Annotated in this window: 17 protein-coding genes and 2 pseudogenes; 10 read left to right on the top strand and 9 right to left on the bottom strand. The window is 70.8% G+C overall.

All coding sequences use genetic code 11. From position 1 onward, the window contains the following. Positions 1-29 precede the first annotated feature (29 nt). From ACFXB5_RS20865 to ACFXB5_RS20855, 3 genes are all read left to right on the top strand, one after another. Positions 30-785 carry an arylamine N-acetyltransferase gene (locus ACFXB5_RS20865; RefSeq protein WP_385209911.1) on the top strand — a complete coding sequence of 252 codons (756 nt, stop codon included), beginning with the start codon at positions 30-32 and terminating at the stop codon, positions 783-785. 97 nt (positions 786-882) lie between these two features. Continuing rightward, a complete protein-coding gene (locus ACFXB5_RS20860) occupies positions 883-2,109 on the top strand; it encodes an LLM class flavin-dependent oxidoreductase (RefSeq protein ID WP_385209908.1) in 1,227 nt (408 codons plus the stop codon). 75 nt (positions 2,110-2,184) lie between these two features. After that, a complete protein-coding gene (locus tag ACFXB5_RS20855) occupies positions 2,185-3,387 on the top strand; it encodes a cytochrome P450 (RefSeq protein ID WP_385209905.1) in 1,203 nt (400 codons plus the stop codon). Here the strand turns inward: ACFXB5_RS20855 and ACFXB5_RS20850 are convergent. The 4 genes from ACFXB5_RS20850 to ACFXB5_RS20835 form a co-directional block, all read right to left on the bottom strand. Further along, positions 3,363-4,061 carry an alpha-ketoglutarate-dependent dioxygenase AlkB family protein gene (locus tag ACFXB5_RS20850; RefSeq protein WP_385209903.1) on the bottom strand — a complete coding sequence of 233 codons (699 nt, stop codon included), beginning with the start codon at positions 4,059-4,061 and terminating at the stop codon, positions 3,363-3,365. The two genes, ACFXB5_RS20855 and ACFXB5_RS20850, sit on opposite strands and share 25 nt — an antisense overlap. A 37-nt stretch (positions 4,062-4,098) precedes the next feature. After that, the gene (locus ACFXB5_RS20845) at positions 4,099-4,827 is read right to left on the bottom strand and encodes a 2OG-Fe(II) oxygenase (RefSeq protein ID WP_385209901.1); all 729 of its coding nucleotides are present in this window, start codon (positions 4,825-4,827) and stop codon (positions 4,099-4,101) included. A gap of 163 nt (positions 4,828-4,990) precedes the next feature. Then, complete coding sequence (locus ACFXB5_RS20840; protein WP_385209898.1) at positions 4,991-5,497, bottom strand: methylated-DNA--[protein]-cysteine S-methyltransferase; 507 nt, start codon at positions 5,495-5,497, stop codon at positions 4,991-4,993. Between the two features lie 201 nt (positions 5,498-5,698). Next, entirely contained in the window at positions 5,699-6,355 is a 657-nt protein-coding gene (locus ACFXB5_RS20835; protein ID WP_385209895.1) for a hypothetical protein, read from the bottom strand. Between the two features lie 175 nt (positions 6,356-6,530). Between ACFXB5_RS20835 and ACFXB5_RS20830 the strand changes: the two are divergent. Then, positions 6,531-9,661: pseudogene (locus ACFXB5_RS20830) on the top strand (Tn3 family transposase). A gap of 30 nt (positions 9,662-9,691) precedes the next feature. Here the strand turns inward: ACFXB5_RS20830 and ACFXB5_RS20825 are convergent. Further along, complete coding sequence (locus ACFXB5_RS20825; RefSeq protein WP_167442559.1) at positions 9,692-10,255, bottom strand: TetR/AcrR family transcriptional regulator; 564 nt, start codon at positions 10,253-10,255, stop codon at positions 9,692-9,694. 145 nt (positions 10,256-10,400) lie between these two features. Here ACFXB5_RS20825 and ACFXB5_RS20820 point away from each other — a divergent pair, with 145 nt between their 5' ends. The 3 genes from ACFXB5_RS20820 to ACFXB5_RS20810 all read left to right on the top strand — a co-directional run bounded on the left by ACFXB5_RS20820 (position 10,401) and on the right by ACFXB5_RS20810 (position 13,184). Further along, positions 10,401-11,123, top strand: coding sequence for an SDR family oxidoreductase (locus ACFXB5_RS20820; RefSeq protein WP_086882612.1), 723 nt, complete (start codon positions 10,401-10,403; stop codon positions 11,121-11,123). Positions 11,124-11,219: 96 nt separating this feature from the next. Next, positions 11,220-12,077, top strand: coding sequence for an SDR family NAD(P)-dependent oxidoreductase (locus ACFXB5_RS20815; RefSeq protein ID WP_385209892.1), 858 nt, complete (start codon positions 11,220-11,222; stop codon positions 12,075-12,077). A gap of 180 nt (positions 12,078-12,257) precedes the next feature. After that, entirely contained in the window at positions 12,258-13,184 is a 927-nt protein-coding gene (locus tag ACFXB5_RS20810) for a recombinase family protein (RefSeq protein WP_385209889.1), read from the top strand. A 106-nt stretch (positions 13,185-13,290) separates the two neighbouring features. On the opposite strand, the gene ACFXB5_RS20805 is transcribed toward ACFXB5_RS20810, so the two are convergent. Beyond that, entirely contained in the window at positions 13,291-15,966 is a 2,676-nt protein-coding gene (locus ACFXB5_RS20805) for a SpoIIE family protein phosphatase (RefSeq protein WP_385209887.1), read from the bottom strand. 180 nt (positions 15,967-16,146) lie between these two features. On the opposite strand from ACFXB5_RS20805, the gene ACFXB5_RS20800 reads away from it, so the two are divergent. Beyond that, the gene (locus ACFXB5_RS20800; protein ID WP_385209884.1) at positions 16,147-17,088 is read left to right on the top strand and encodes a S1 family peptidase; all 942 of its coding nucleotides are present in this window, start codon (positions 16,147-16,149) and stop codon (positions 17,086-17,088) included. Between the two features lie 142 nt (positions 17,089-17,230). Here the strand turns inward: ACFXB5_RS20800 and ACFXB5_RS20795 are convergent, their stop codons facing one another. Then, positions 17,231-18,262 (bottom strand): NAD(P)/FAD-dependent oxidoreductase, encoded by a 1,032-nt coding sequence (locus tag ACFXB5_RS20795; RefSeq protein WP_385209882.1) that lies wholly within the window; start codon positions 18,260-18,262, stop codon positions 17,231-17,233. Between the two features lie 102 nt (positions 18,263-18,364). Beyond that, positions 18,365-19,852: a PepSY-associated TM helix domain-containing protein gene (locus tag ACFXB5_RS20790; RefSeq protein WP_385209879.1), complete on the bottom strand. Its 1,488-nt coding sequence runs from the start codon at positions 19,850-19,852 to the stop codon at positions 18,365-18,367. Between the two features lie 217 nt (positions 19,853-20,069). Here ACFXB5_RS20790 and ACFXB5_RS20785 point away from each other — a divergent pair, with 217 nt between their 5' ends. Together ACFXB5_RS20785 and ACFXB5_RS20780 are read left to right on the top strand one after the other, a co-directional pair. Continuing rightward, on the top strand, positions 20,070-20,765 hold the full coding sequence (locus ACFXB5_RS20785) for a hypothetical protein (protein ID WP_385209876.1): 696 nt from the start codon (positions 20,070-20,072) through the stop codon (positions 20,763-20,765). Between the two features lie 269 nt (positions 20,766-21,034). Next, entirely contained in the window at positions 21,035-21,688 is a 654-nt protein-coding gene (locus ACFXB5_RS20780) for a sigma-70 family RNA polymerase sigma factor (RefSeq protein ID WP_385209917.1), read from the top strand. Positions 21,689-21,844: 156 nt separating this feature from the next. Here the strand turns inward: ACFXB5_RS20780 and ACFXB5_RS20775 are convergent. Further along, positions 21,845-22,024, bottom strand: a pseudogene (locus ACFXB5_RS20775) (hypothetical protein); the annotation flags it as partial. Between the last annotated feature and the right edge of the window lie 97 nt (positions 22,025-22,121).

Below are 22,121 nucleotides of genomic sequence, written 5' to 3'. Positions count from 1 at the left end.
CGACCGAAGCGGCAAGAAAGGGATCGCACATGTTCAGCACGGACACGTACCTGGCGCATCTGGGGTTCTCCCAGCCACCCGCCCCCACCCTGCCGAACCTGCGGCAATTGCACCGCAGCCATCTGATGACGGTCCCCTACGACACCAACCACACCCACCGCCTCAGCGCGGAGAACATGGCCGACATCGATATCGACAAGGCATTCGCGGCCATCGTGCCGACCGGCGACGGTGGCATGTGTCTGGAGCTGAACACCCTGTTCGCCCGGTTGCTCCGCGACCTGGGCTATGACCTGGACGTCATCAGCGGAGGCACATATCTGCCCGGTGACACCTTCGCCCCCGACCCCGAGCACATGCTGATGCTCGTCCGTATCGAGGGGCAGGAGTGGCTGGCCGACGTAGGACACGCCGGTCTGTGCTTCACCGAGCCGCTGCGCCTGTCCGAGGAGGTGCAGTGGCAGTACGGCTGTGCGTTCCGGCTGATCCGGCGGGACGGCTATCTCGTGCTGCAGGCCAAGACCCTGGACCACGACTGGCGCACCACATACCGCTTCACCACCGAGCCCAGGACCTATGACGCCTGGGCCGGTGTGGGTGAGGGCAATGGCCCGGCCATCCTGGCGGCGATGCGCCGGCGCAGGCGCGCCATCGACAAAGGGCAGGTCTTCCTCACCAACAACATGTTCACGATCGTGGCGGACGGCCATGAGAAGGTCACCCTCCTCGTCGATCCGGAACAGCGCGCCCAGGTGCTCGACACGTACTGGGACGGTCGCGACTGACCGAACCGGTGCCGCCATCCCCGTCCCGGCACGTCCCAGCCAGCGGTCCCGATCCAGCCCGCCGCCGACGACCAGCAGATGAGAGTGATGATGCGCCATGAAATTCGGCTTGCTGTACGGGGCCCAGCTGCCCCGCCCCTGGACCCAGGACTCCGAACACCGTCTGTTCCGCGACATGTTGGAAGAGATCGAGCTGGCCGACCGGCTCGGCTTCGACCATGTGTGGTGCCCTGAGCACCATTTCCTGGAGGAGTACTCGCACATGTCCGCGCCGGAGGTGTTCCTCGGGGCGGTCAGCCAGCGCACCAGCCGCATCCGCATCGGCCACGCGGTCGCTCTGATGCCCCCGGGGTTCAATCCGACGGCACGGGTGGCCGAGCGGATCGCCACGCTGGATCTGCTCTCCGACGGGCGTGTGGACTTCGGCACGGGCGAGTCCACCACCCCCACCGAGCTGGGCGGATTCGGTGTGGAGCGCTCCGTCAAACGGGACCAGTGGGCGGAGGCGGTGGACGCCGTCGCCCGTATGTTCGTCGAGGAGCCCTTCGCCGGGTGCGAGGGCAAGTATGTGTCCGCTCCGCTCCGCAATGTGCTGCCCAAGCCGCGGCAGAAACCACATCCGCCGATGTGGATGGCCTGCGGAAACCGGGATGCGATCCGCATCGCGGCCACCAAAGGCCTCGGAGCGCTGAACTTCTCCTTCTTCGGACCCGCGGAAACGAAGAAGTGGGTCGACGCCTACTATTCGGGCATCGAGTCCGCGGACTGCGTGCCCGCCGGGTTCGCGGTCAATGCCCAAATCGCCGCGACCATTCCGATGTTCTGCCACGAGGACGAGACCACGGCGGTGGAACGGGCCGTCGACGGCGTCCAGTTCTTCAACTTCGGCCTCGGCTTCTACGCGGGCTTCGGCACCGCCGCACCGGGCCGCACCCGGCTGTGGGAGGAGTTCCAGCGCGACCGCGACAAGCACGGTATGGGCCGCTCCGCCTTCGGCAAGCCCGGTATGCCACTGGGCAATCCGGCCCGGGGCGCGGTGGGCACTCCGCGCCAGCTTCGCGACTTCCTCCGACTGCACGAGGAGGCCGGACTGGACCAGGCGATCTTCCTCGTCCAGGGCGGCGGCACCCGGCACGAGCACATCTGCGCATCGCTGGAGCTCTTCGCCAACGAGGTGATGCCGGAGTTCAAGGAGCGCGACGAGACCGCCGAACGGTTGAAGGCGGCCCGGCTCCGGCCCGCCATCGACGCCGCCATGGCCCGGCGCGAGCCGCCACGGACGGCCGACCCCGACTACATCATCCCCGCCCGAAGCCAGAGCTGACACCACAGCTGACACCGGAGCCGACACAGCATTCGCATTGGCATCACCGAAGCAGAAGGAGAACGTGGTACCGCCATGGCTGACACCCCCGAAGAAGAGCTTCGCATCCTCGACCCGCAGACCGTCGCCGAGGAGCTGCGCAAACACGGCCCGCCGCGACAGATCACGATGAACGGCACCACGGCGTGGCTGGTCTCCCGCTACGAAGACGTCCGGGACTGTCTAGGACACCCCGGCATGAGCCCGGCCGCCGCCTACGCCGCCTCCCAGGGCCAAACCACTCCGGTGAGCGGGCTGTTCGAGGACACGCTGCCCGGCACCAATCCGCCCCAGCACACCCGGCTGCGCAGGCTGCTCGCCAAGGCGTTCACGACCCGCAGGGTGGAGAGCCTGCGGCCGCGGGTGCAGGAGATCACCGATACACTGCTGGACCGGATCGCCGTCGACGGCCGGGCCGATCTCGTCACCGCGCTGGCCATCCCGCTGCCCATGCAGGTGATCTGTGAACTCCTCGGTGTGCCCATCGCCGACCGTACCGAATTCCACCAGTGGGCCGACCTGATGCTCACGCCCCCGCTGGACCCGGACACCGCCGCGCGTTCCCAGGACGCCTCCGCCAAGCTGTGGGCGTACATGGAGGACCTGGCCGAGGCCCGGCGGAAGGCCCCGGAGGACGACCTGATCAGCGATCTGATGTCCGCACACGAGGACGACCGGCTCAGCCACCGCGAGGTGGTCGCCACCGCCCGGATGATGCTGATCGCCGGATACGAGCTGACCGGCAGCTTCATCAGCAACGCGGTCCTCTCGCTGCTGTCCCAGCCGGACCAGATGGAGCTGCTGCGCAAGGACCCCGAGCTGGCCGGGCGCGGCCTGGAGGAGCTGCTCCGGCACGCCGGGCCGGGCATCCTCGTCGTGCGTTTCGCCAACGAGGACGTGGAGATCGGCTCCGTACCCATCCGCGCCGGCGGCCAGGTGCTCCTGGACATGGACGCCGCACACTCCGACCCGGCACACTTCACCGACGGCGAGCGGCTGGACCTGACGAGGGATTCCGCCGCGCATCTCCAGTTCGGCCACGGCATCCACTACTGCATCGGCGCGCCGCTGGCCAGGGTGGAGGGGCAGATCGCCCTGGAGAGCCTGGTCCGGCGCTTCCCCGGCCTTCGGCTGGGCGTTCCCGCTTCCGAGATCGGCCACAGCAAGAACCCGTTCATCCGCTCGCTGACCACGCTCCCGGTCGAGTTCGAGGCTCAGCGGCCCGCGGGCGCTGGGTGATCGCGGGACGGTGTCGGATCGGCCAGGCCGGTGACCCGCATGGTGATGTTCAGCCGTCCGGACTTCAGTCCGGTGGCCGGGTCGCCGGTTCCCGGCAGGATCTTGGGGACGGCGTGGTACGCGTAGCGGGAGGGGCCGCCGAAGACGAACAGATCGCCGGAGGCGAGTTCGAGGTCGGTGTAGGGCTTGGTCCTGGTCTCGGTGTTGCCGAAGCGGAAAACGCAGCTGTCGCCGATGGTGAGCGAGACCACCGGGGCGGATGACCGCTCGTCCTTGTCCTGGTGCATGCCGAGTTTCGCCTGGGCGTCGTAGAAGTTGATGAGCGCGGTGTCGGGGGTGTAACCCTGACCGGCCGTCTCGTCGTCGTATGCGTCGGCCAGGGCGCGACGGCCCAACTCGACCATCCAGTAAGGGAATTCGGCGACCCGCGCGCCGTTCACATCGTCGGCGGTTCGGGTGTACGCATAGGGCTGCCAGTGCCAGCCGATGCACACCGTGCGCACCGACATGACGCCCCCGCGCGGCAGCTTGGTGTGCCGGATCGGGACCGGGCCGGTGGCCCAGCCCCGGCAGGCGATGACCAGCTCCCGCTGCCGCTCGAGGCTGAGCCAGCCCGGCACATGGACGGCGCCGGGGGCTACTTCGAGACGTGGGCGAGGGATCAGGGCGTTCATACGGGGATTCTCCGCGGACGAGGACTGGCCGGAGACATCAGGTGGCGTCGTGGAAGACCAGCCCCAGCGCGTGGCGCCGCCCGGACCGCACCGTGCTGACCCCGTGCCGCATGACCCCGGCCGACCAGCCGCGCTTGGTGGCCACGGGACGGTCACGGGTCGTGAAGATCAGGCCGTGGCCCTGCTGGAGGACGGTCGTGATGCCCCGGGACTGGGCCCGGGGCCGCTGCTCGACCAGCAGGAACTCCCCGCCCGTGTAGTCCGTGCCGTACGCGTCCAGCCCGATCACCACCTGGAGCGGGAAGAGCATGTCGCCGAACACATCCCGGTGCAGGGCGTTCCAGTCGCCGGGGCCGTAGCGCAGCAGGATCTGCGCCGAGCGGTCCTGTCCGGCCTCATGGCACATGGCCAGCCACTTCTCGAGGCTGTCCGGCCAGGGCGCCGGACGGCCGAGCCGCTCCGCCCAGTCACGGGCGATGGCCAGCAGCCGCGGATAGAGCGCGGCGCGCAGCTCGGCGACCGGTTCGGGCAGGTCATGGGTGAAGTAGCGGTACTGACCGGAGCCGAAGCGGTGGCGGGCCATGTCGATGGTGTTCCGGAACTGCTCGTCGCGCTGATAGAGCCCGGCGATGCGGGCGCACTGCGCGGGGGTCAGCAGCCGTGGCGTGAGCGCGCACCCGTAGGTGTCCAGCTCCTCGGCCAGCTGTGTCCAGTCGGCCGCGGCCACGCGCTGGTGGAGGCGTGCGGTGTCGGTCGTGGTGCTCATCGGTGTGCTCCGGGTTCTCCGGGGTCCGGGAAGGGTGGCGGTACGGGCCCCGGCGGTGGGTGCGAGGTCCCCCCACGGGCCCCGGCGGTGGGTGCGAGATCCCCCACGGGCCCCGACCGGGGCGGGCCCGCACAGGTCCCGACCGGGGGTGCTAGGCCCGCGCTCAGGCCGTCTGCAGGGCGCCTTCGTGGACGAGTAGCCGCTCCTTGCGCTCCAGCCCGCCCGCATAGCCGGTCAGTGCGCCAGTGGCGCCGATGACACGGTGGCAGGGCCGGACGACCAGCAGCGGATTGCGGCCGATCGCGGTGCCGACGGAGCGGACCGCCGTACGCGGGGCGCCGATCTGCCGGGCGATATCGCCGTAGCTGACGGTGGTGCCGTACGGAATGGACTCCAGCGCCTGCCAGACCCTGCGCTGGAAGTCCGTACCGCCCTCGACGCACTCGATGTCGAAGCGGGTGAGCTTGCCGTCGAAGTAGGAGCGCAGCTGCGAGACGATCTCGGTGAACGCCTCGGCGTCCTCGCTCCAGCCGTCCTGGACGACGGCCCCGCCCTTCTGTCCGGGCACGGACAGGGAAACGAGCGCGGTACCCCCCGTCGCGGTGGCGGACATCTCGCCCACCAGCAGCAGCTCGCCGAGCGGGCTGTCGATCGTCGTGTGGACCGTCATGGCTGTGGTCCCTCTCTTCTTCTCGCCGTTCTGTCTTGCGCTGCTCCCAGCATGCGTCCTTCGGACCCGGATAGCTGGCGGGATTCGGACATGGCGTTTCGGGCGCTCCTGGGAAGCGCTCGGGATGTCCGGTCTCGAGGTCCAGGGTCACCAGGTCATCGGACGTGGCCCGGTGGGCCCCCGCGCCCCGGCGCCCCCGCGTCAGCGGATGCCGATTCGCCCGTTCGAGAAGTGGCCGAGCGCCTGGTCGATGTCGCTGAGGGGCTCGCGGAGGGCGTAGATGGCGAAACCCAGCCGCGTTCGGCCCTTCCAGGTGCGGCGCATGCGCATGCGGGCCTCCGGCTGGTCCAGTCCGCTGACCCCGGGGGTGGTGGCGGACACGCCGGGGGTGAGGTCGATCCGGACCGCGCTGAGGCCCTGGCCCTTGACCCGCATCTGGGCGATCGCGGACCAGGGGAGGACGACGGGGTCGGGGGCGGCGTCGATGGTGCAGCGCAGGCCCTCGGGGGAGAGGCGCATCGCCACGGGGGATACGTCCTTCACCGCCCAGGTCCGCTTCAGGCGCCGTAGGGCGGTGAACCGGCGCCTTGCGTCGTAGAGGAGGAACACCGCCGGCCAAGCGAACACCAGCACCCAGAGCTGGGAGGCGCTGAGGCCGAGGGTGACGAGGAGGAGGGTCATGGCCGCGATGATGACGGCGGCACCGGCCACCCCGGCCCACGCGGCCACCGGCAGGGTGCGCAGCAGGGAGGCCCGCACGCGGGACACCGCCTCGGGGTCGGACGTCACGATGTACTCTCGGCGGCCCTGTCCCTCGTACATGATCACAGTCTCGACCACCGGGGTGAGGAAAGCCAAGTCCCTTCCTGCTGGTTGTCTGCCGGGCTTGCCAACGCATGGACGGCCTCGGGGAACATCGGTACAGCGGTTGGCGCTGAGAACGATCATGGTCGGCTAGCACACCGGCTGGAGGCTCCGCTGGGGTTCGCGGAAAGATCGCCGGGCGGGTACCGGCGCTGGCTACGGTCCGCTCGTGCCGGTGGAGTTTCTGACCAATGAGCAGGCTGAGGCGTACGGGAAGTTCGCCGAGGAGCCGACCCGCCCTGAGCTGGAGCGGTTCTTCTTCTTGGACGACGTCGACCGCGATCTGATTGCGTTGCGGCGCTCCACGCATCACCAACTGGGCTTCGCGCTTCAGATGTGCACCGTGCGCTACATCGGCCGGTTCCTCCCGGACGATCCACTCGACGCCCCGTGGTCGGTGGTCGAGCACTTGGCCGCGCAGCTCGGCATCGAGGACCCGTCGGTGGTGAAGCGGTACACCGAGCGGCCGAAGACGGCGTACGAGCACGCGTGGGAGATCCGGGACGCCTACGAGTACCACGAGTACGAGGACTCGGAGTGGTCTCGGCGATTCCGTACGTTTCTGCACGGGCGGGCGTGGACGCACGCCGAGGGGCCGGTGGCGCTGTTCAACCAGGCGGTGGGCTGGCTGCGCCGTCACCGGGTGCTGCTGCCTGGGGTATCGGTGCTGGCCCGGCAGGTGTCGGAGGCGCGGAAGGTCGCTGAGAAGCGGCTGCACGCCACGGTCGCTGGGGCCGCGCGGCGGGCGGACCCGTCGCTGCCCGGCGACCTGGTGGAGACGCTGACGACGCCGGAGGGCTCGCGGTTCTCGGATCTGGAGCGGCTGCGTCGGCCGCCGACGCGGACGACCGGGACGGCGTTCGCCCGCGCGCTGGAGCGGGTGGACGAGATCAGCGCGTTCCAGCTCGGGCGGTTGAAGCTGTCGCAGATCCCGCCGAACCGGATGGCGGCGCTCGCTCGGTACGCGTTGGGGTCGAAGGCGGCGTTGCTGGAGCGGGCGGCGGAGCCGAAGCGCACGGCGATGCTCACCGCGGTGATGCGGCACCTGGAGGCGAAGGCGATCGACGAGGCCCTGGACCTGTTCCAGGTCCTCATGGCCTCCCGGCTGCTGAACACGGCGAAGCGGAAGACGGAGAAGGAACGGCTGTCCACGATGCCGCAGCGGAGAAGGCGTCCAGGTTGGTCGCCCGCGCGTGGGAGATGCTGGTCGAGGAGCTGGAGACGGTCGAGGAACACGGCACCGACGTGGACGTGGCCGCGCTGTGGGCGGCGCTGGAGGAAGTCGCCCCGAGCGCCGCCGTGACGACCGCCGCGGCCACGGTGGTCTCCCTCGTGCCCGAGGGTGAGGACGCGGCCGGGATCGCGATGCGGGCCGCGCTCGTGACTCGGTACAACACGGTGAAGCCGTTCCTCGCCCTGCTGGGCGAGTCGAAAGCGCTGTCCGCGGCCAGTGGCGGCAAGCGGGTCCTCGCCGGGGTCCGGGCGCTTCCGGCGCTGGCCCGGCGGAAAGTGAGCGTGAAGCCGCTGCTGCCGCGCGAGGTCGACGACAAGCTGGTGCCGCCGACCTGGCGCAAGGCGGTCTACGCCAACCCCGATCTGCCGCAGGGCGCGGTGGACCGGGACGCGTACGTGGTGTGCGTGCTGGAGCAGTTACACCGGGCCCTGAACAACCGCGATGTGTTCGCCACCCCTTCGCACCGCTGGTCCAACCCGCGGGCCCGCCTGCTGGAGGGCGCAGAGTGGGAGGCCGTGTGCGAGGACGTCCTGGCGGCCCTGAGCCTGGACATGCCCGTCGAGGAGCACCTGGCGGAACTGGTGCGCGGCCTGGACGCGGGATGGAAGCAGCTCCTCGAACGCCTCGAAGAGGCCGGACCGGCAGCGAAGGTCACCATCGAGGTGCAGGACAACGGGCGGGCGAAGCTGAACGTCGACAAGCTCGGCGCACTGGGTGAACCGAAGTCCCTGGCCTCGCTGCGCAAACGGGTCGAGAAGATGCTCCCGAAGATCGACCTGCCGGACCTGCTGTTCGAGGTGCACTTCTGGACCGGCTTCCTCGACGTCTTCGTCCACCTCGGCGACGGCACCACCCGCATGAAGGACCTGGCCACATCCCTCGTCGCCCTGCTCGTGTCGGAGGCGTGCAACATCGGCCTGACCCCGGTGGTGAACCCGGCGCACGAGGCGCTCACCCGGGCCCGACTCGTCCACGTCGACCAGTACTACCTGCGCGCCGACACCATCACCGCGGCAAACGCGAAGCTGATCGAGGCCCAAGCCCAGGTGCCCATCGTGCAGTTCTGGGGCAACGGACTGCTCGCCTCGGTCGACGGACTGCGGTTCGTCGTCCCTGTGCGCACGATCAGCTCGGCGCCGTCACCGAAGTACTTCGGCTTCAAGCGCGGTATCACCTGGCTCAATGCCGTCAACGACCAGGTCGCGGGCATCGGGCAGATGGTCGTGCCCGGCACCCCGCGCGACTCCCTGCATATCCTGGACGCGCTGCTGAACCTCGACGGTGGGGTCAAGCCGGAGATGGTGGCGACCGACAACGCCTCGTACTCCGACATGGTGTTCGGCCTGTTCAAGATCCTCGGCTACAACTTCAGCCCGCGGTTCCGCGACCTGGACGACCAGCGGTTCTGGCGCGCGACCATGCCCGGGGTGGAGACCGGAATGTACGGAGTGCTGGAGGACCTGGCCCGTAACCGGGGCAACCTGAACAAGGTGATCACGCACTGGCCGGACATGCTGAAGGTCGCCGGTTCCCTGGTCACCAACCAGGTCCGCGCCTATGACCTGCTGCGCATGTTCGGACGTGAGGGGCGCCCGACTCCGCTGGGGGCGGCGTTCGCGGAGTACGGGCGGATCGCCAAGACGGAGCACCTGCTGCGGGTGGTCGACCCGGTCGACGACACCTACCGCCGGCAGATGAACCGCCAGCTCACCGTGCAGGAATCCCGCCACCAGCTCGCGCGGGACGTGTGCCACGGCAAGCGCGGCACCATCCACCAGGCGTATCGCGACGGCATGGAGGACCAGCTCGGCGCGCTCGGCCTGGTCCTCAACGCCCTCGTGCTCTGGACAACGAAGTACATCGACGCCGCCGTCGAACAGCTCCAGGCCGAAGGCCACGAGATCCGCGAGGAGGACATCGCCCGGCTCTCCCCGCTCAAGCACCGCAACCTGAACCTGCTCGGCCGCTACAGCTTCACCGCCAGCACCCCGGCCGCCGGCGCCCTGCGCCCGCTGCGCGACCCGGACGCCCCCGAGCTGGACGAGGACGAGGACGGGCAGAGGTGAGTTCCAGAGTGGATCAGAACGCTCGTCGCTTCATGGCCTGCGGTGTTGGGCTCGCAGTCCGTCGAGGATGAACTCCACCATCCTGCGCCGGGCTTCGGGGGCCGCGTGTGCGACGCCGATGACGGAGAGCAGCAGCGGGTGCAGGTCGTCGGGGCCGAAGTCCGCTCGCAGGGTGCCGTCCCGGTGCGCCTTCTCCATCAGGACGAACCCGCGTTCCAGCCCCTGCCCGCAGACCTCGTGCAGGGGCGGGGTGAGTTCGGAGCGCGCGGTGAGCGCGTCGCGCAGGACCGCGTCGCTGCCGCCCAGAGCGCCCAGACCCTCGACGTACGCGGCGAAACGCTCCCAGGCGGTGGTCTTGCCCTCCGCGGCGTCGATCACCGCGGCGACCTTGCCGGCCGCCACCTGAGGCGCGACGGCCTCGATGAGCCCGGCACGGCCGCCGAAGCGGTGGTAAATGGTGCCCGGACTGACCCCGGCGCGGCGGGCGATTTCCCCGAGCGGGCAGTCCAGTCCTCGTTCGGCGAACATCTCGACGGCCACGGCGGTGATCTTCTCGATGCTGCGCCGGGCGTCTCTGCGCAAGGGCGTCGTCACGTCCCCTCCTCCCTGCCTTCCTCGGGTCCCGTGTCCCGCGTCACCTATGCGTACGTAATTTGACGCTGCCATCAAGATAACTTACGGTCTCGACCGAAACAACTTGACGCAGCCATCAAATTAGCCAGACGAGGCGGTACGGACCATGTCCAAGACGATCGCGATTTTCGGAGCCGGTTCGGGGCTGGGCGCGGCGACCGCGCGACGGTTCGGCCGCGAGGGGTACGCGGTGGCGCTCGTCGCCCGCCGCCCGGAACCTCTCGCCGAGCTGGCGGCGCGGCTCGGCACCGAGGGGATCGACGCCGAATCCTTCACCGCCGACCTCTCCGACCCATCGGTCGTACCCGGTCTCCTCGAACGGATCACCACCCGCTTCGACCGCATCGATGTCGTCGCGTACGCCCCGGTCGGCTCGGTCACCAAGTTCACGCGGCCGGCGTCGCAGATGAATGCCGAGTTCCTGCGCGAGCACATCGACCTGCTCCTCAACACCCCGGTCGAGCTCGCGCGCGCCGTCGTTCCGCCGATGGTCGAGCGGGGGGACGGCGGCTTTCTGGTCGCCCTGGGCGCCTCCGCCCAGGACGCTTCGGCCGCGCCCGGCATGAGCGGCGCCCCGAGCGTCGCCGCCGCCACCCGGCACTGGGTGCACGCCCTGAACCAGGACCTCGCCGCCACGGGCGTCTACGCCGGTCTGCTCCTGGTGGGGGCGGTCGTCGACGGCAGCCAGGGACAGCGCGAGGCGGAGGCGCTCGGTATCGACCTGACAGCGCTCCCCACCGTCGCACCCGCCGACCTCGCCGACGTGTACTTCGACCTGTTCACCAAGCGGGACCACGTGGAGCAGATCGCCCCGCAGAACGCGTCCTGACCGGCCGCACCCCCTGCGCCCCGGCCCAGAGCGAGGTGCACCCCACGCGGGCGCAAGCGCTCGGCACATTCGCACATGCAGACTCCAGGAGCACCCATGGACTCGAAGACCATCGTCATCACCGGCGCGAGCGACGGCGTCGGCGCGGAGGCAGCCCGCCAGCTCCACCACCATGGCCACCGGGTCGTCGTGGTGGGACGATCCCCGCACAAGACCAACGCCATCGGCGATGAACTCGGCGTCGACCGTCACGTCGCCGACTTCTCCCGCCTCGCGGACGTCCGCCGGGTCGCCTCCGACCTGCAGAACGCCCACCCCACCATCGACGTTCTGGCCAACAACGCCGGCGGCATCTTCGGCGACCCCACCAAGACCGAGGACGGGTTCGACGTGACCTTCCAGGTCAACCACCTCGCGCCGTTTCTCCTCACGCACCTGCTCCTGGACACCCTCACCGCCAGCACGGCATCGGTGATCCAGACCTCCAGCGCCGGGGCCCGCCTGTTCGGAAAAGTCGTCCTCGACGACCTCGAACACGACCGGGACTTCACCCCGCAGCGCGCCTACGGCACCGCCAAGCTGGACAACATCCTCTTCACCCAGGAACTGCACCGCCGTTTCCACGGTCAAGGCATCTCCGCGGCTGCCTTTCACCCCGGCACAGTGGCCTCCGGCTTCGCCTCCAACTCCGGCAACTTCGTGCAGCGCATGTACGGCAGCCGCATCGCCCGGCGGCTGATGACGACACCGCAGAAGGCCGCCGGGCAACTCGTCTGGCTCGCCGAGGGCCGCCCCGGCACAGACTGGCTCTCCGGTGCCTACTACGAGAAGCGCAAACCCGCCAAGCGCACCCATCCCCAGACGCGCGACGAGAACATCTCCCGACAGCTGTGGGACAGGAGCGAACAGATGCTGTCGCTTCCCCCGAACCTCGGGAAGACCACCAACGCCTGACGATCGCCGGACGGTACCTGTCGTCAAACGATCGTTTGACGACAGGCGGTCGACGTGTCCAATGAACCCGTGCGATCCGGGGGTTCGCGGCGGCGCGAATCCCATCAGATCCGATGGTGATTGCTTGACAGGGTTTGATGACAGATAGGGTCCGATCCTCCGTACGGAAGGGGCCCATCGGTGGCGAACCTGGTCTACAAGCGGGTCTCGACCGACCAGCAGTCGACCGCCCGGCAGAACCTCGTCCTGGACGAGGCCGGGATCGAGGACCCGGTCGTCTTCGAGGAGGACCCGGGCACCTCCAGCCGCCTCCACCCGCTCCAGCGACCGAAGTTCCGCGAGCTGCTCACGTACGCGCGGCCGGGCGACACTGTGCACATCTCCGAGATGTTCCGCCTCGTCCGCGGCACCGGGCACATCCTCGACGTGCTCGACGTCCTCCACCGCGACCAGGTGGCCCTGCGTATCCACGACGGCGCGTTCTCCGCGATGGACCTCACCGCCCGCCACCCGCGCACCGGCGAGCTGCTGCCCACGGTGAAGTTCATGGTGCAGACCCTCGCCGCCGCCGGCGAACTCCAGCGCGACCTCCAGCGGGAACTGACCTACGACGGACTGCGGGCCGCCGAGGCCAAGGGCAGCAAGGGCGGACGCCGCCCTGCCGTCCGGGCCGACAAGACCGACGCCGTGCGCACCGCGTACCTAGAGAACCGCTCCATCGCCGCCCTCGCCCGCGACCACGGCGTCAGCCGCGGCGCGATCCGCACGGCCGTCGCCGACCTCCTGCCAGATCACACCGGCGTCGAGGAGGACATCCCCGCCCCGGAGTTGCTGGTCACTCTCGACATGCCGGGCAAGGTCGCCGACTTCCTTCGCTCGGCCGACCTGGAGCCTGCCGAGCGGGCCGCACTCGACGAGGGGGCGACCGTACGGCGAGGCCAGGGCTACACCCTGCGCGTGACCGCCGTCCCCGCCGTGCACCGTCAGCTCCTCGACCGCTGCCAGCCGCTCGACGGCGGCCAGGGAGTCCCTGCTGTTCCGGCCCAGCGCAAGGCCCGTCGCGAGTACGAGAACCGCGTCAGCACGCTCGCGCCGATCGGACCATGATCGTTCTCGGCGCCAACGGCTGTACCGATGTTCCCCGAGGCCGATGGAGTTCTACGGGGAGTTGGTGATTGGCGGTCGTCGCCAGGGCATGCGTGGGCTGCCGCGCTCAGCGGTCGTCCAGGGGTGTCTCGGCCCAGATGACCTTGCCGCGCGGGGTGTAGCGGGTGCCCCAGCGCTGGGCGAACTGGGCGACGAGGAACAGTCCGCGCCCGCCCTCGTCGGTGGTCGCGGCGCGGCGCATATGGGGTGCGGTGCTGCTGTTGTCGGAGACCTCGCAGATCAGCCTGTGGTCGCGCAGCAGTCGTAGGTGCACGGGAGGGGTGCCGTACCGCAGGGCGTTGGTGATCAGTTCGCTGATGATCAGCTTGGCGGTGCACACGGCGTCCTCCAGGCCCCACGCCCGTAGCTGCCGGGCACAGGCGGCGCGTACCGGGGCGACCGCGGCCGGGTCGGACGGCACGTCCCACTCGGCCACGTTCTCCGGGTCGAGCAGGCGGGTACGGGCCACCAGCAGGGCGACATCGTCGCTCGGGCAGGGTGGCAGCACGGTCTGGAACAGGCTCCGGCAGGTTTCGTCCGGGTCGAGGCCCGGCTCGGCCGCGAGGGCGCGGCGCAGCAGGTCCAGGCCGGTGCCGGTGGTTCGGTCGTGGCCTTCGAGGAGACCGTTGGTGTAGAGCACCAGGCGGCTTGCGGCGGGCAGTGCGAAGCCGACCGCTTCGAAGGGCTCCCCGCCCAGGCCCAGGGGTGGGGAGACCGGCAACGCGGGGATGTCCACGATGCCGTCGGGGTGGGCCAGCGCGAGGCCCGGATCGCCGGCCCGGGCCACGGTGCAATGGCCCGACACCGAGTCGTGGACCGCGTACAGGCAGCCGGCGCCCGTGACGCGGGAGCCGTGCGCGTCGGTGTTGTGCTCCAGGTCGAGACGCGTGACCAGCTCGTCCATATGGGAGAGGAGCTCGTCCGGGGGCACGTCCCGGGCCGAGAAGTTCTGCACCGCCGTGCGCAGCCGGCCCATCGTGGCCGCGGCGTGCAGGCCCTGCCCGGCCACCTTCCCGACGACCAGCGCGACCCGGGCGCCGGGGAGAGGGATCACATCGAACCAGCTTCCGCCGGTCCCGCCCGGCGCGGGCAGATAGCGGGCCGCCACCTCCACGGCGTTCTGATCGGGCAGACCGCCGGGAAGGAGGGTGCGCTGGAGGGCGGTGACCATGGCGTGTTCACGGGCGTAGCGGCGGGCGTTGTCGACACACACGGCGGTGCGCACGGCGAGTTCCCCGGCGATCGCCAGGTCTGTTTCGTCGAACGGCGCACGGTGCCGGGTCCGCCAGAAGGTGGCGAGGCCCAGGATGACACCGCGGAATCGCAGCGGGACGGTGATCAGCGAGTGGATCCCGTGGTCGAGGAGGCGGCGGGCCTCCCCGGCCGGCCACTCGCCGGTACCGGTCGGATCGGCCTGGAGGAGGACGGCGGCTCCGGTCCGCACGGCCCGGCTCTGCGGTGTGGAGGGGGCGTAGACGACCCGCTCGCCCACTCGGAAGAGGGGGGCTTCGGCGGGTGTCCCGCCGACGGCGGTCCGGTGCGCTGCCAGGGGCTCGTACGGCGGCTCGGGCTCCTCGCCGCGCAGTACGGGCTCCAGCAGCTCGACGGCGGCGATGTCGGCGAACCGGGGGACGGCCACGTCCACCAGCTTCTCGGCGGTGCCCGTCAGTTCCAGGGTGGAGCTGATCCGCACACCGGCGTCGGACAGCAGCTTCAGCCGCTCGCTCGCCGCCACCGCCCGGTCGGAGAGCGCCCGCAGCGCGGTGGTGTCCCGCAGCGTCACCACGCTTCCGGCGGGGGCGCCCGCACGGTCCGTGGACCGCAGATTGACCGACAGCAGCCGCTCCCCGCAGGGGTGCACCTCGTCCGTGACGTGCCGTCCCGACACCAGCAGCTCTGTCAGGTGCGGTTCGAGGCGGAGCGCGCCGACGTGGCGCCCCTCCGCGTCCGGAGCCAGCCGGAGCAGCTCCCGGGCCTCGTCATTGACGAGCAGCAGCCGCTTGTCCGCAGTCAGGACCAGCACCCCTTCGCGGACCGAGTGCAACACCGCGTCATGGTGTTCGTACATCCGCGTCATCTGCGCGGTGCCCAGGCCGTGGGTCTGCCGGCGCAACCGCCTGTTCAGCAGCGTCGCCCCGCCCGTGGCCAGGGCCAGCGCCCCGGCGCCGCTGCCGAGCAGCATCGGCAGCCGGCGGTCCACCGTGCTGTGCACGCTCTGGATCTTGACCCCGACCGACACTCCGCCGAGGAAGGTGCCATCGGCCCCGGTGACGGGGACCGCCGAGACGACGGACAGGCCCTGGCTGGCCCGGAAGGCCTGCGAGATCGTCCTTCCGCGCAGCTCCTTCCGGATCAGCCCGGCGGGTCCGACGATCCGCTTGCCGATCAAGGGCTTGTCGGGGTGGGTGAGGCGGATGCCACGAGTGTCGAACACGACGACGCTGTCGACGCCGGAGCCCTTCCGTGCCGCCTCCGCGTGCGACTCCAGCGCCGATGTCGGATTGTCGCCGCTCATGGCCCGGGCCATGCCGGGAGCATGCGCGAAGGTCTCGGCGACCGCGAGCGATCGCCGACGGGCGTCGACCGTGCCGTGAACCCGGGCATCCGCGGCGACGGCCGTCACTGCGGCGGCCACCAGAACCAGGATCAGCAGAAGCTGCAGGATGAACGCCTGCCCGGCGACGCTGCGCAGATGCGGCAGGGGCCCCAGCCGTCTCCGGGCCGGACGAGCATGTCTGCTCATAACGGCATTTATAACACTCTTGTCGTCGCGGTCGGCGAGGAGTCCGCGGCATCGTTTGATCGATCAATGTGCTGATCAAGGGTGGTCCGCGATGGCGCGGAGAGGTGGGTTACGCGTCCGCCCGGCCACGGGCACAATGAGGCGGCTGGACCAACTGCCGCCCCATTCAAGGAGGTTCGGGTGAGAACAGCACGCCGTACCAGAAGACGTGGTCGGTTCCGGTTGATCGCCGCGGTGTCCGGTCTGTTCGTTACGGCAGCCCTCGCGACAGTCGGCACAAGTGCGGCGGCTTCCTCCGGGTCCACCGCCGTGCCCCCGTCCGCGTCGACATCCGCGTCCCCGCCCCCGCCCGCGTCCACGTCCGTGTCCGGCGCCGCCTCGGCCGTGGAATCCCTGGACGTCCCGGGCACCGCCTGGACCGTGGACGAGCGCACCGGAACGCTGCGTGTCCTCGTCGGCTCCACCGTCCGGGGCGCCGACCTGGCCAGGCTCGACCGCACCGCGGAGCGCTCCGGCGGCGCCGTCACCGTCGAGCGGCTCGACGGCCCGCTGCGCACCCTCCTCTCCGGTGGCGACGGGATCTACTCCTCCGCGGGGGTCCGCTGCTCCGCGGGGGTCAACGTACAGAGCGGCGCCACGTACTACTTCGTCACCGCCGGCCACTGCACCGATGGCAACGCCACCTGGTACACCGGCCCCGGTACGACCACCCCGGTCGGCCCGACGACCGGGACCAGCTTCCCGGGCGATGACTACGGCGTCGTCCGGTACACCAACACGGCCGTTCCGCACCCCGGGACGGTGGGGACCGTCGACATCACCGGGACCGCCACCGCCCACGTCGGCCAGCAGGTCTGCCGCCGGGGTGCCACGACCGGTGTCCGGTGCGGTGTGGTCACCGCGCTCAACGCGACCGTCAACTACGGCGGTGGTGACATCGTCTACGGCCTGATCCAGACCAATATCTGCGCCGAGCCGGGCGACAGCGGTGGTCCGCTCTACGCGGGTGACAAGATCATCGGCATTCTCTCGGGCGGCTCCGGGGACTGCGCGTCCGGAGGCACCACCTACTACCAGCCGATCCAGGAGGTGCTGAGCGCCTACGGCCTCACCGTCTACTGACACCGCCTGGCGGTGGTGGCTCCGTGATGCGCTGCCGGGCCGGGACCGCCCGTGCCGGGCGGGTATGGCCCGGGGGAGGTCCCGGCCCGCTGGGCGTGAGCCGGTGCGGGCCGACCGAGGTTCGCACGCCGTACACCGCACGTCACAGGCCGTGGCGGCGGTCGCCCAACACCGCTTCGCAGACCCGCGACTCCACCGCCGCGGAGAACGCCACCTCGCCGTGGGCCCGGGCCGCGGCGACCGCCTGTCGGGTCTCCTCGGCGATCAGATCCGCGTTGATATGGGCGGCCGCGGTCGCGCCCGCCGCCGCGGCGGCACCCACCTGGGCGGACAGATCAGTGACATTTCCCGCGACCCACACCCCGGGCACATCGGTGCGGCCGGTCGCGTCGGACGGGATGTGCTCACCGGCGCCACTCGGATGTTCCACCGGCCGCAGCCCGAGCGCCGCCAGGAAGCCGGTGCGCGCCACCATCCGGGACGCGACGGCCAGTGCCTCGCGCTTGACCACGTTGCCGTCGCGCAGGCGCACGCCGACGAGGCGGTCCTCGACGATCTCCACGGACGCCACTTCGCCGTTCACCACGCGGATGCCACGGGCGGCCAACTGCTCCGCCTCCTCGCCGGTCGGCATCGGCAAGGTGTGGGCGAAGAAGGTGACATCCTCGCTCCACTGCCGGAAGAGCATCGCCTGGTGCACCGACAGCGGCCCGCTCCCCAGTACGCCGATGGCCTGGTCGCGGATCTCCCAGCCGTGGCAGTACGGACAGTGCACCACATCCCGGCCCCACCGGGACCGCAGCCCGGGGACGTCCGGCAACTCGTCCACCAGCCCGGTGGCCAGCAGCAGCCGGAGCGCGCGGACGGTCCGGCCGTCGGTCAGGGTCACCTGGAACCCGGTGTCCTCCCTGGTCACGGCCTCCACCTCGCCGGACACCAGCTGACCGCCGTAGCCGCGGACCTCGGTCCGGCCCCGCTCCACCAGCTCGGCCGGGGGGATCCCGTCCCGGGCCAGCAGTCCGTGCACCCCCGAGGCCGGGGCGTTGCGCGGGTCGCCCGCGTCGATCACCACCACCGAGCGCCGCGCCCTGGCCAGCATCAGCGCCCCGCTCAGCCCCGCGGCGCCACCGCCGATCACCACCACGTCGTAGGCGTTCTTCAGCTCATCGGTCACCTTGACCACCTCCACGGTCCACCATGCGAGCCAGCCCCGGAGCGGGGCAAACCACCTTGCCAAGGTGGCAAACGGGGCAGCCTGAGGCAGAGACTTCTCGGCTCAGACGGCGGATGTGGTGCCGCGCCGACGGGCGACCTCGCCCATGACGATGTCCACGGCCAGGAAGGCGCCGAGAGGGATGCCGAGAAGGGGCAGGTAGTAGCCGATCACGGCGATGGCCGCGGCCAGGGCGAGGAGGACATACACCGGCACCCGCCGCCACGCGCCGCGCGGGATCGGGCGGCCGAACGCGGAGGCGCGGCCGCGCTGCCACCACATGCGATAGCCCCAGACGATCAGGAGGATCAGCGCGAGCGCGAGAGCGGCCAGGGCGATCTGGTTGACGATGCCGAAGAGGTTTCCGGTGTGGAGGTCGATGCCCCAGCGGGTGAGCTTGGCGAGCACCGGGTAGTCGGCGAACCGCTGAACGTCGGTCACCTCGCCCGTGGCCGGGTCGATGGCCACCGAATCCTGCTTCTCGGGCCAGCCGCGCTGGATCTGGCTGACGACATACGCACTGCCCGGCTCGGCGGGCGGGACGATCTCGACGGGGTTGTCCAGGTTCTCGGCGCGGGCGGCCTTCAGGACGGTGTCCAGGCCCACATCGGCGGTGTGCCCGGCCTTCTCGCCCGTACCGCCCATGTCCATCCCCGGCATGGAGCCGGAGCCCATGTGGTGTCCGGCGTGTTCGCCGCCGCCGACGGTGGCCGAGACGGTCGGGGTGGTCTGGCCGATGGCGGTGCGCAGGTCCTCCACATTGGCCCCCGCGTAGGTGGACCAGGTCAGACCGGTGGCGGACAGGAACAGCAGCCCCAGCGCCACCCACAGCCCGACCGCGCCATGGAAGGACATGGTGCGCTTGCGGCCGGTGGCGGCACGGTCGGGCAGGGCGACCGCCCGCAGCGCGCGCTTCTTACGGCGACGGCTGAGCCAGAGCACCACACCGCCGAGTGCGATGACCCACAGCCAGCTGGCCGCGAGTTCGCTGTAGAGGCGGCCGGTCTGCCCGAGGTGCAGATCGCGGTGGAATTCATCGATCCAGGTGCGCAGCGGAAGGGCTCCGGTGGAGCCGTACTGCTCCAGCGCCCCGCGCACCTTCCCGGTGTACGGGTCCACGAAGACGGCCAGCGTGTGGTCGGGATCGACGCCCTTGACGCCGGAGAGCAGCACCCGGGTGGTGGCGCCGTTCTCGGGGGAGGGTCGTACGGCGCTGATCTCACCCTCCGGGTGGGCCTTGCGCGCGGCTGCCACCTGCTGGGAGATGGGCAGTTCGCGGTCGCCCACGGGGACGCTCAGCTCATGTCCGTAGACCAGCTTCTCGGCCTGGAACGATCCGGCGTACAGCAGCCCGGTCACGGCCGCGACCAGCAGGAACGGCGCGACCAGTACGCCTGCGTAGAAGTGCAGCCGCAGCACCAGCGGCCGCAGGGCGGTCCATACGGACCCACCCGGCCCGGCCTCGCCGGGTCCGGTGGGGGAGTGTTGCTCCTTGTCGGTGGCATCGTCCGGGGAGTCGCCCGTGGCCGGGGCGAGGGGGGCGGCGGACATGGACGACTCCTGGTTCGGGGGCAACGGCGGGAGGCGGCCGCATTGCTGGCCGCGCCGGTTGAGTCGTCGGATGAACACGTGGATGAGTTCCGGGCATCTTCTGTGAGCTGGCTCACACGGGTTGGGTGGAGGCGATTCACCGGCCACGCTTGTCACCCGCGTGATGAAGATTGAGCCACCGTCACGCTCATCGGCCACGGCTGGCACCATGGCTGCCATGTCCGCCGGGCCACCCTTCCGCCTCGCACGAGCCGCCGTGTTCGCGGCGGTGTGCGTCGTGGTGACGGCGCTCGGACACACCCTGATGTCCGGTGACGCCCTGCCGGTGTGGGCCGTGGCCGCCGCGTTCGCCGGGACGACGGCGGCCGCGTGGTGGATTACCGGGCGCGAGCGCGGAGCGCTGGTCGTGACCGGTGCGACGGTGGTCGCGCAACTCGGCCTGCATATGGCGTTCCGGTTCGCGGAGGCGACGGCCGCCCCCGTGGCGGGAAGCGCCACGGGCGACGGGACGCCGGGGACGCGGGACATGGGTGCCGCCCCGATGAGCGGCGCCGCCATGGGCCATATGCACCATGGCGCGGACGCGATGTCCGCCACCACACCGTCCATGGGTCATCTGCCGTGGCCCTGGGCGGGTCCGGGCGGGCCGGGCATGGCCACGGCCCACCTTCTCGCCGCGCTGATCTGCGGATTGTGGCTGTGGCGCGGTGAGCGGGCCGTCTTCCGGCTCGGCCGCGCGCTCGCGACCCTGCTGTTCGTCCCGCTCGTTCTCGCCCTGCGCATCCTGGGCGCGGGCGCCACTCCGCTGCCCACGTGGCCGTCCGCACCGGCCATCGCCCGCCGGTTGCGCGGAGTCCTGCTACGGCACGTCATCCTCCGCAGAGGGCCACCGGCGCGGTTCGCCGTCTGCTGAACCGCCCGTCCTTCCCCTGCTCATATCAGGGGCCGCGCCCCGATGTGGGGCCCTGACCCGATTTGGGGTACCGGCCCCGATCTGGGGCACCGCCCCGATCCGGGGTGAGCGCTGGTGACGGGCGGAGTACCGGCGCCTGCCCGGCGTCGGCCCCATCCGTCGGCACCGCCGGCCTCTCGCCGCCCCGCCGCGCCCTCGCGCGCCGGTGGCGCATGCCGGTGTGCCGTTCACCGCCTTCCGAAGGACGTTTGACGATGCCTTCCCCCACGATGCCTTCCCCCGTGCGGTCCGCCGCACCGAGAAGAGCCGTGCAGTCCGCCGCCGTGCACGGGCACGGCTTCGCCACCGCGGCGAACGACCGCCAGGTCACCGAATGGGCGCTGGCCGCCCGTGACGGCGACCGTGACGCGGTCGACCACTTCATCCGCGCCACCTACCGCGATGTGCGCCGCTTCGTACTCCATCTCAGCGCCGATCCCCACGGCTGTGAGGACCTCGCCCAGGAAACGTATCTACGGGCGCTGACCGGGCTGTCGCGTTTCGCGGGCCGCTCGTCTGGCCGGACATGGCTGCTGTCGATCGCCCGTCGTGTGGTCGTCGACCGCTATCGCATGGCCGCCGCCCGTCCCCGCACCCTGGACGCGGACGACTGGCAGGAGGTGGCCGAACGGGCGCAGCCCGTCGGGCTCCCCGGGTTCGACGAGGGGGTGGCGCTGATGGATCTGCTGGCGGCGCTCGCCCCGGCCCGCCGTGAGATGTTCCTGCTCACCAAGGTGCTCGGTCTGCCGTACGCGGACGCCGCCACCGCCACCGGCTGCCCCATCGGCACCGTACGTTCCCGTGTGGCCCGCGCCCGCGAGGACATCAACGCACTGCTGGCCGCGGCGGAAAAGGCCGCGGAACCGGTGCGGTTGGCGGGCTGAGCCCGAACGATGACGCGGGGCGCGGCGGGTGGCAGGCCATCAGTGGCTGCCCGCCGCGCCCCGTACGTCACGGCTTGCACCACCTGCACCACCTGCCCGGCTGGTGACGTACAGGACGTGAGTCCTACGGAACGCGAGCCCTACACGGTGGGAGCCCTACAGGACGCGGGCCAGCCGGGCGCATCGGCGGCAGGCGCGGGCCGAGGGAGCCACGACCGCGTGTGATACGGCGGCGAAGGCCCCGGCCAGCGCGACCAGCGGCCAGTCCGTGGCCAGGAGGGACGCGACGGTGAGCGTGAGCGTGGCGACCCCCATGGCCACGCCCGCCGTGGTGCCGGGCCCGGCGGGCGCGGGGGGGAGCCGGGGCGGGGGGGGGAGTCGACGGGCCGGGGGGGCGGGGGCGGGCCGCGCCCCACGAGAGGTAGGACGCCCC

Origin of the sequence: Streptomyces sp. NPDC059455 (assembly GCF_042750115.1) — a bacterium.
GTDB classification, from domain to species: domain Bacteria; phylum Actinomycetota; class Actinomycetes; order Streptomycetales; family Streptomycetaceae; genus Streptomyces; species Streptomyces endocoffeicus.
This window is presented reverse-complemented; position numbering and strand designations above follow the sequence as displayed.

Bases quoted from the DNA above. Each gene is read 5' to 3' on its own strand.
- ACFXB5_RS20780 (WP_385209917.1), top strand. From the start codon at position 21,035: ATGCCTTCCCCCGTGCGGTCCGCCGCACCGAGAAGAGCCGTGCAGTCC.
- ACFXB5_RS20790 (WP_385209879.1), bottom strand. From the start codon at position 19,852: ATGTCCGCCGCCCCCCTCGCCCCGGCCACGGGCGACTCCCCGGACGAT.
- ACFXB5_RS20850 (WP_385209903.1), bottom strand. From the start codon at position 4,061: ATGAACGCCCTGATCCCTCGCCCACGTCTCGAAGTAGCCCCCGGCGCC.
- ACFXB5_RS20815 (WP_385209892.1), top strand. From the start codon at position 11,220: ATGGACTCGAAGACCATCGTCATCACCGGCGCGAGCGACGGCGTCGGC.
- ACFXB5_RS20820 (WP_086882612.1), top strand. From the start codon at position 10,401: ATGTCCAAGACGATCGCGATTTTCGGAGCCGGTTCGGGGCTGGGCGCG.
- ACFXB5_RS20805 (WP_385209887.1), bottom strand. From the start codon at position 15,966: ATGAGCAGACATGCTCGTCCGGCCCGGAGACGGCTGGGGCCCCTGCCG.
- ACFXB5_RS20785 (WP_385209876.1), top strand. From the start codon at position 20,070: ATGTCCGCCGGGCCACCCTTCCGCCTCGCACGAGCCGCCGTGTTCGCG.
- ACFXB5_RS20860 (WP_385209908.1), top strand. From the start codon at position 883: ATGAAATTCGGCTTGCTGTACGGGGCCCAGCTGCCCCGCCCCTGGACC.
- ACFXB5_RS20855 (WP_385209905.1), top strand. From the start codon at position 2,185: ATGGCTGACACCCCCGAAGAAGAGCTTCGCATCCTCGACCCGCAGACC.
- ACFXB5_RS20865 (WP_385209911.1), top strand. From the start codon at position 30: ATGTTCAGCACGGACACGTACCTGGCGCATCTGGGGTTCTCCCAGCCA.
- ACFXB5_RS20845 (WP_385209901.1), bottom strand. From the start codon at position 4,827: ATGAGCACCACGACCGACACCGCACGCCTCCACCAGCGCGTGGCCGCG.
- ACFXB5_RS20840 (WP_385209898.1), bottom strand. From the start codon at position 5,497: ATGACGGTCCACACGACGATCGACAGCCCGCTCGGCGAGCTGCTGCTG.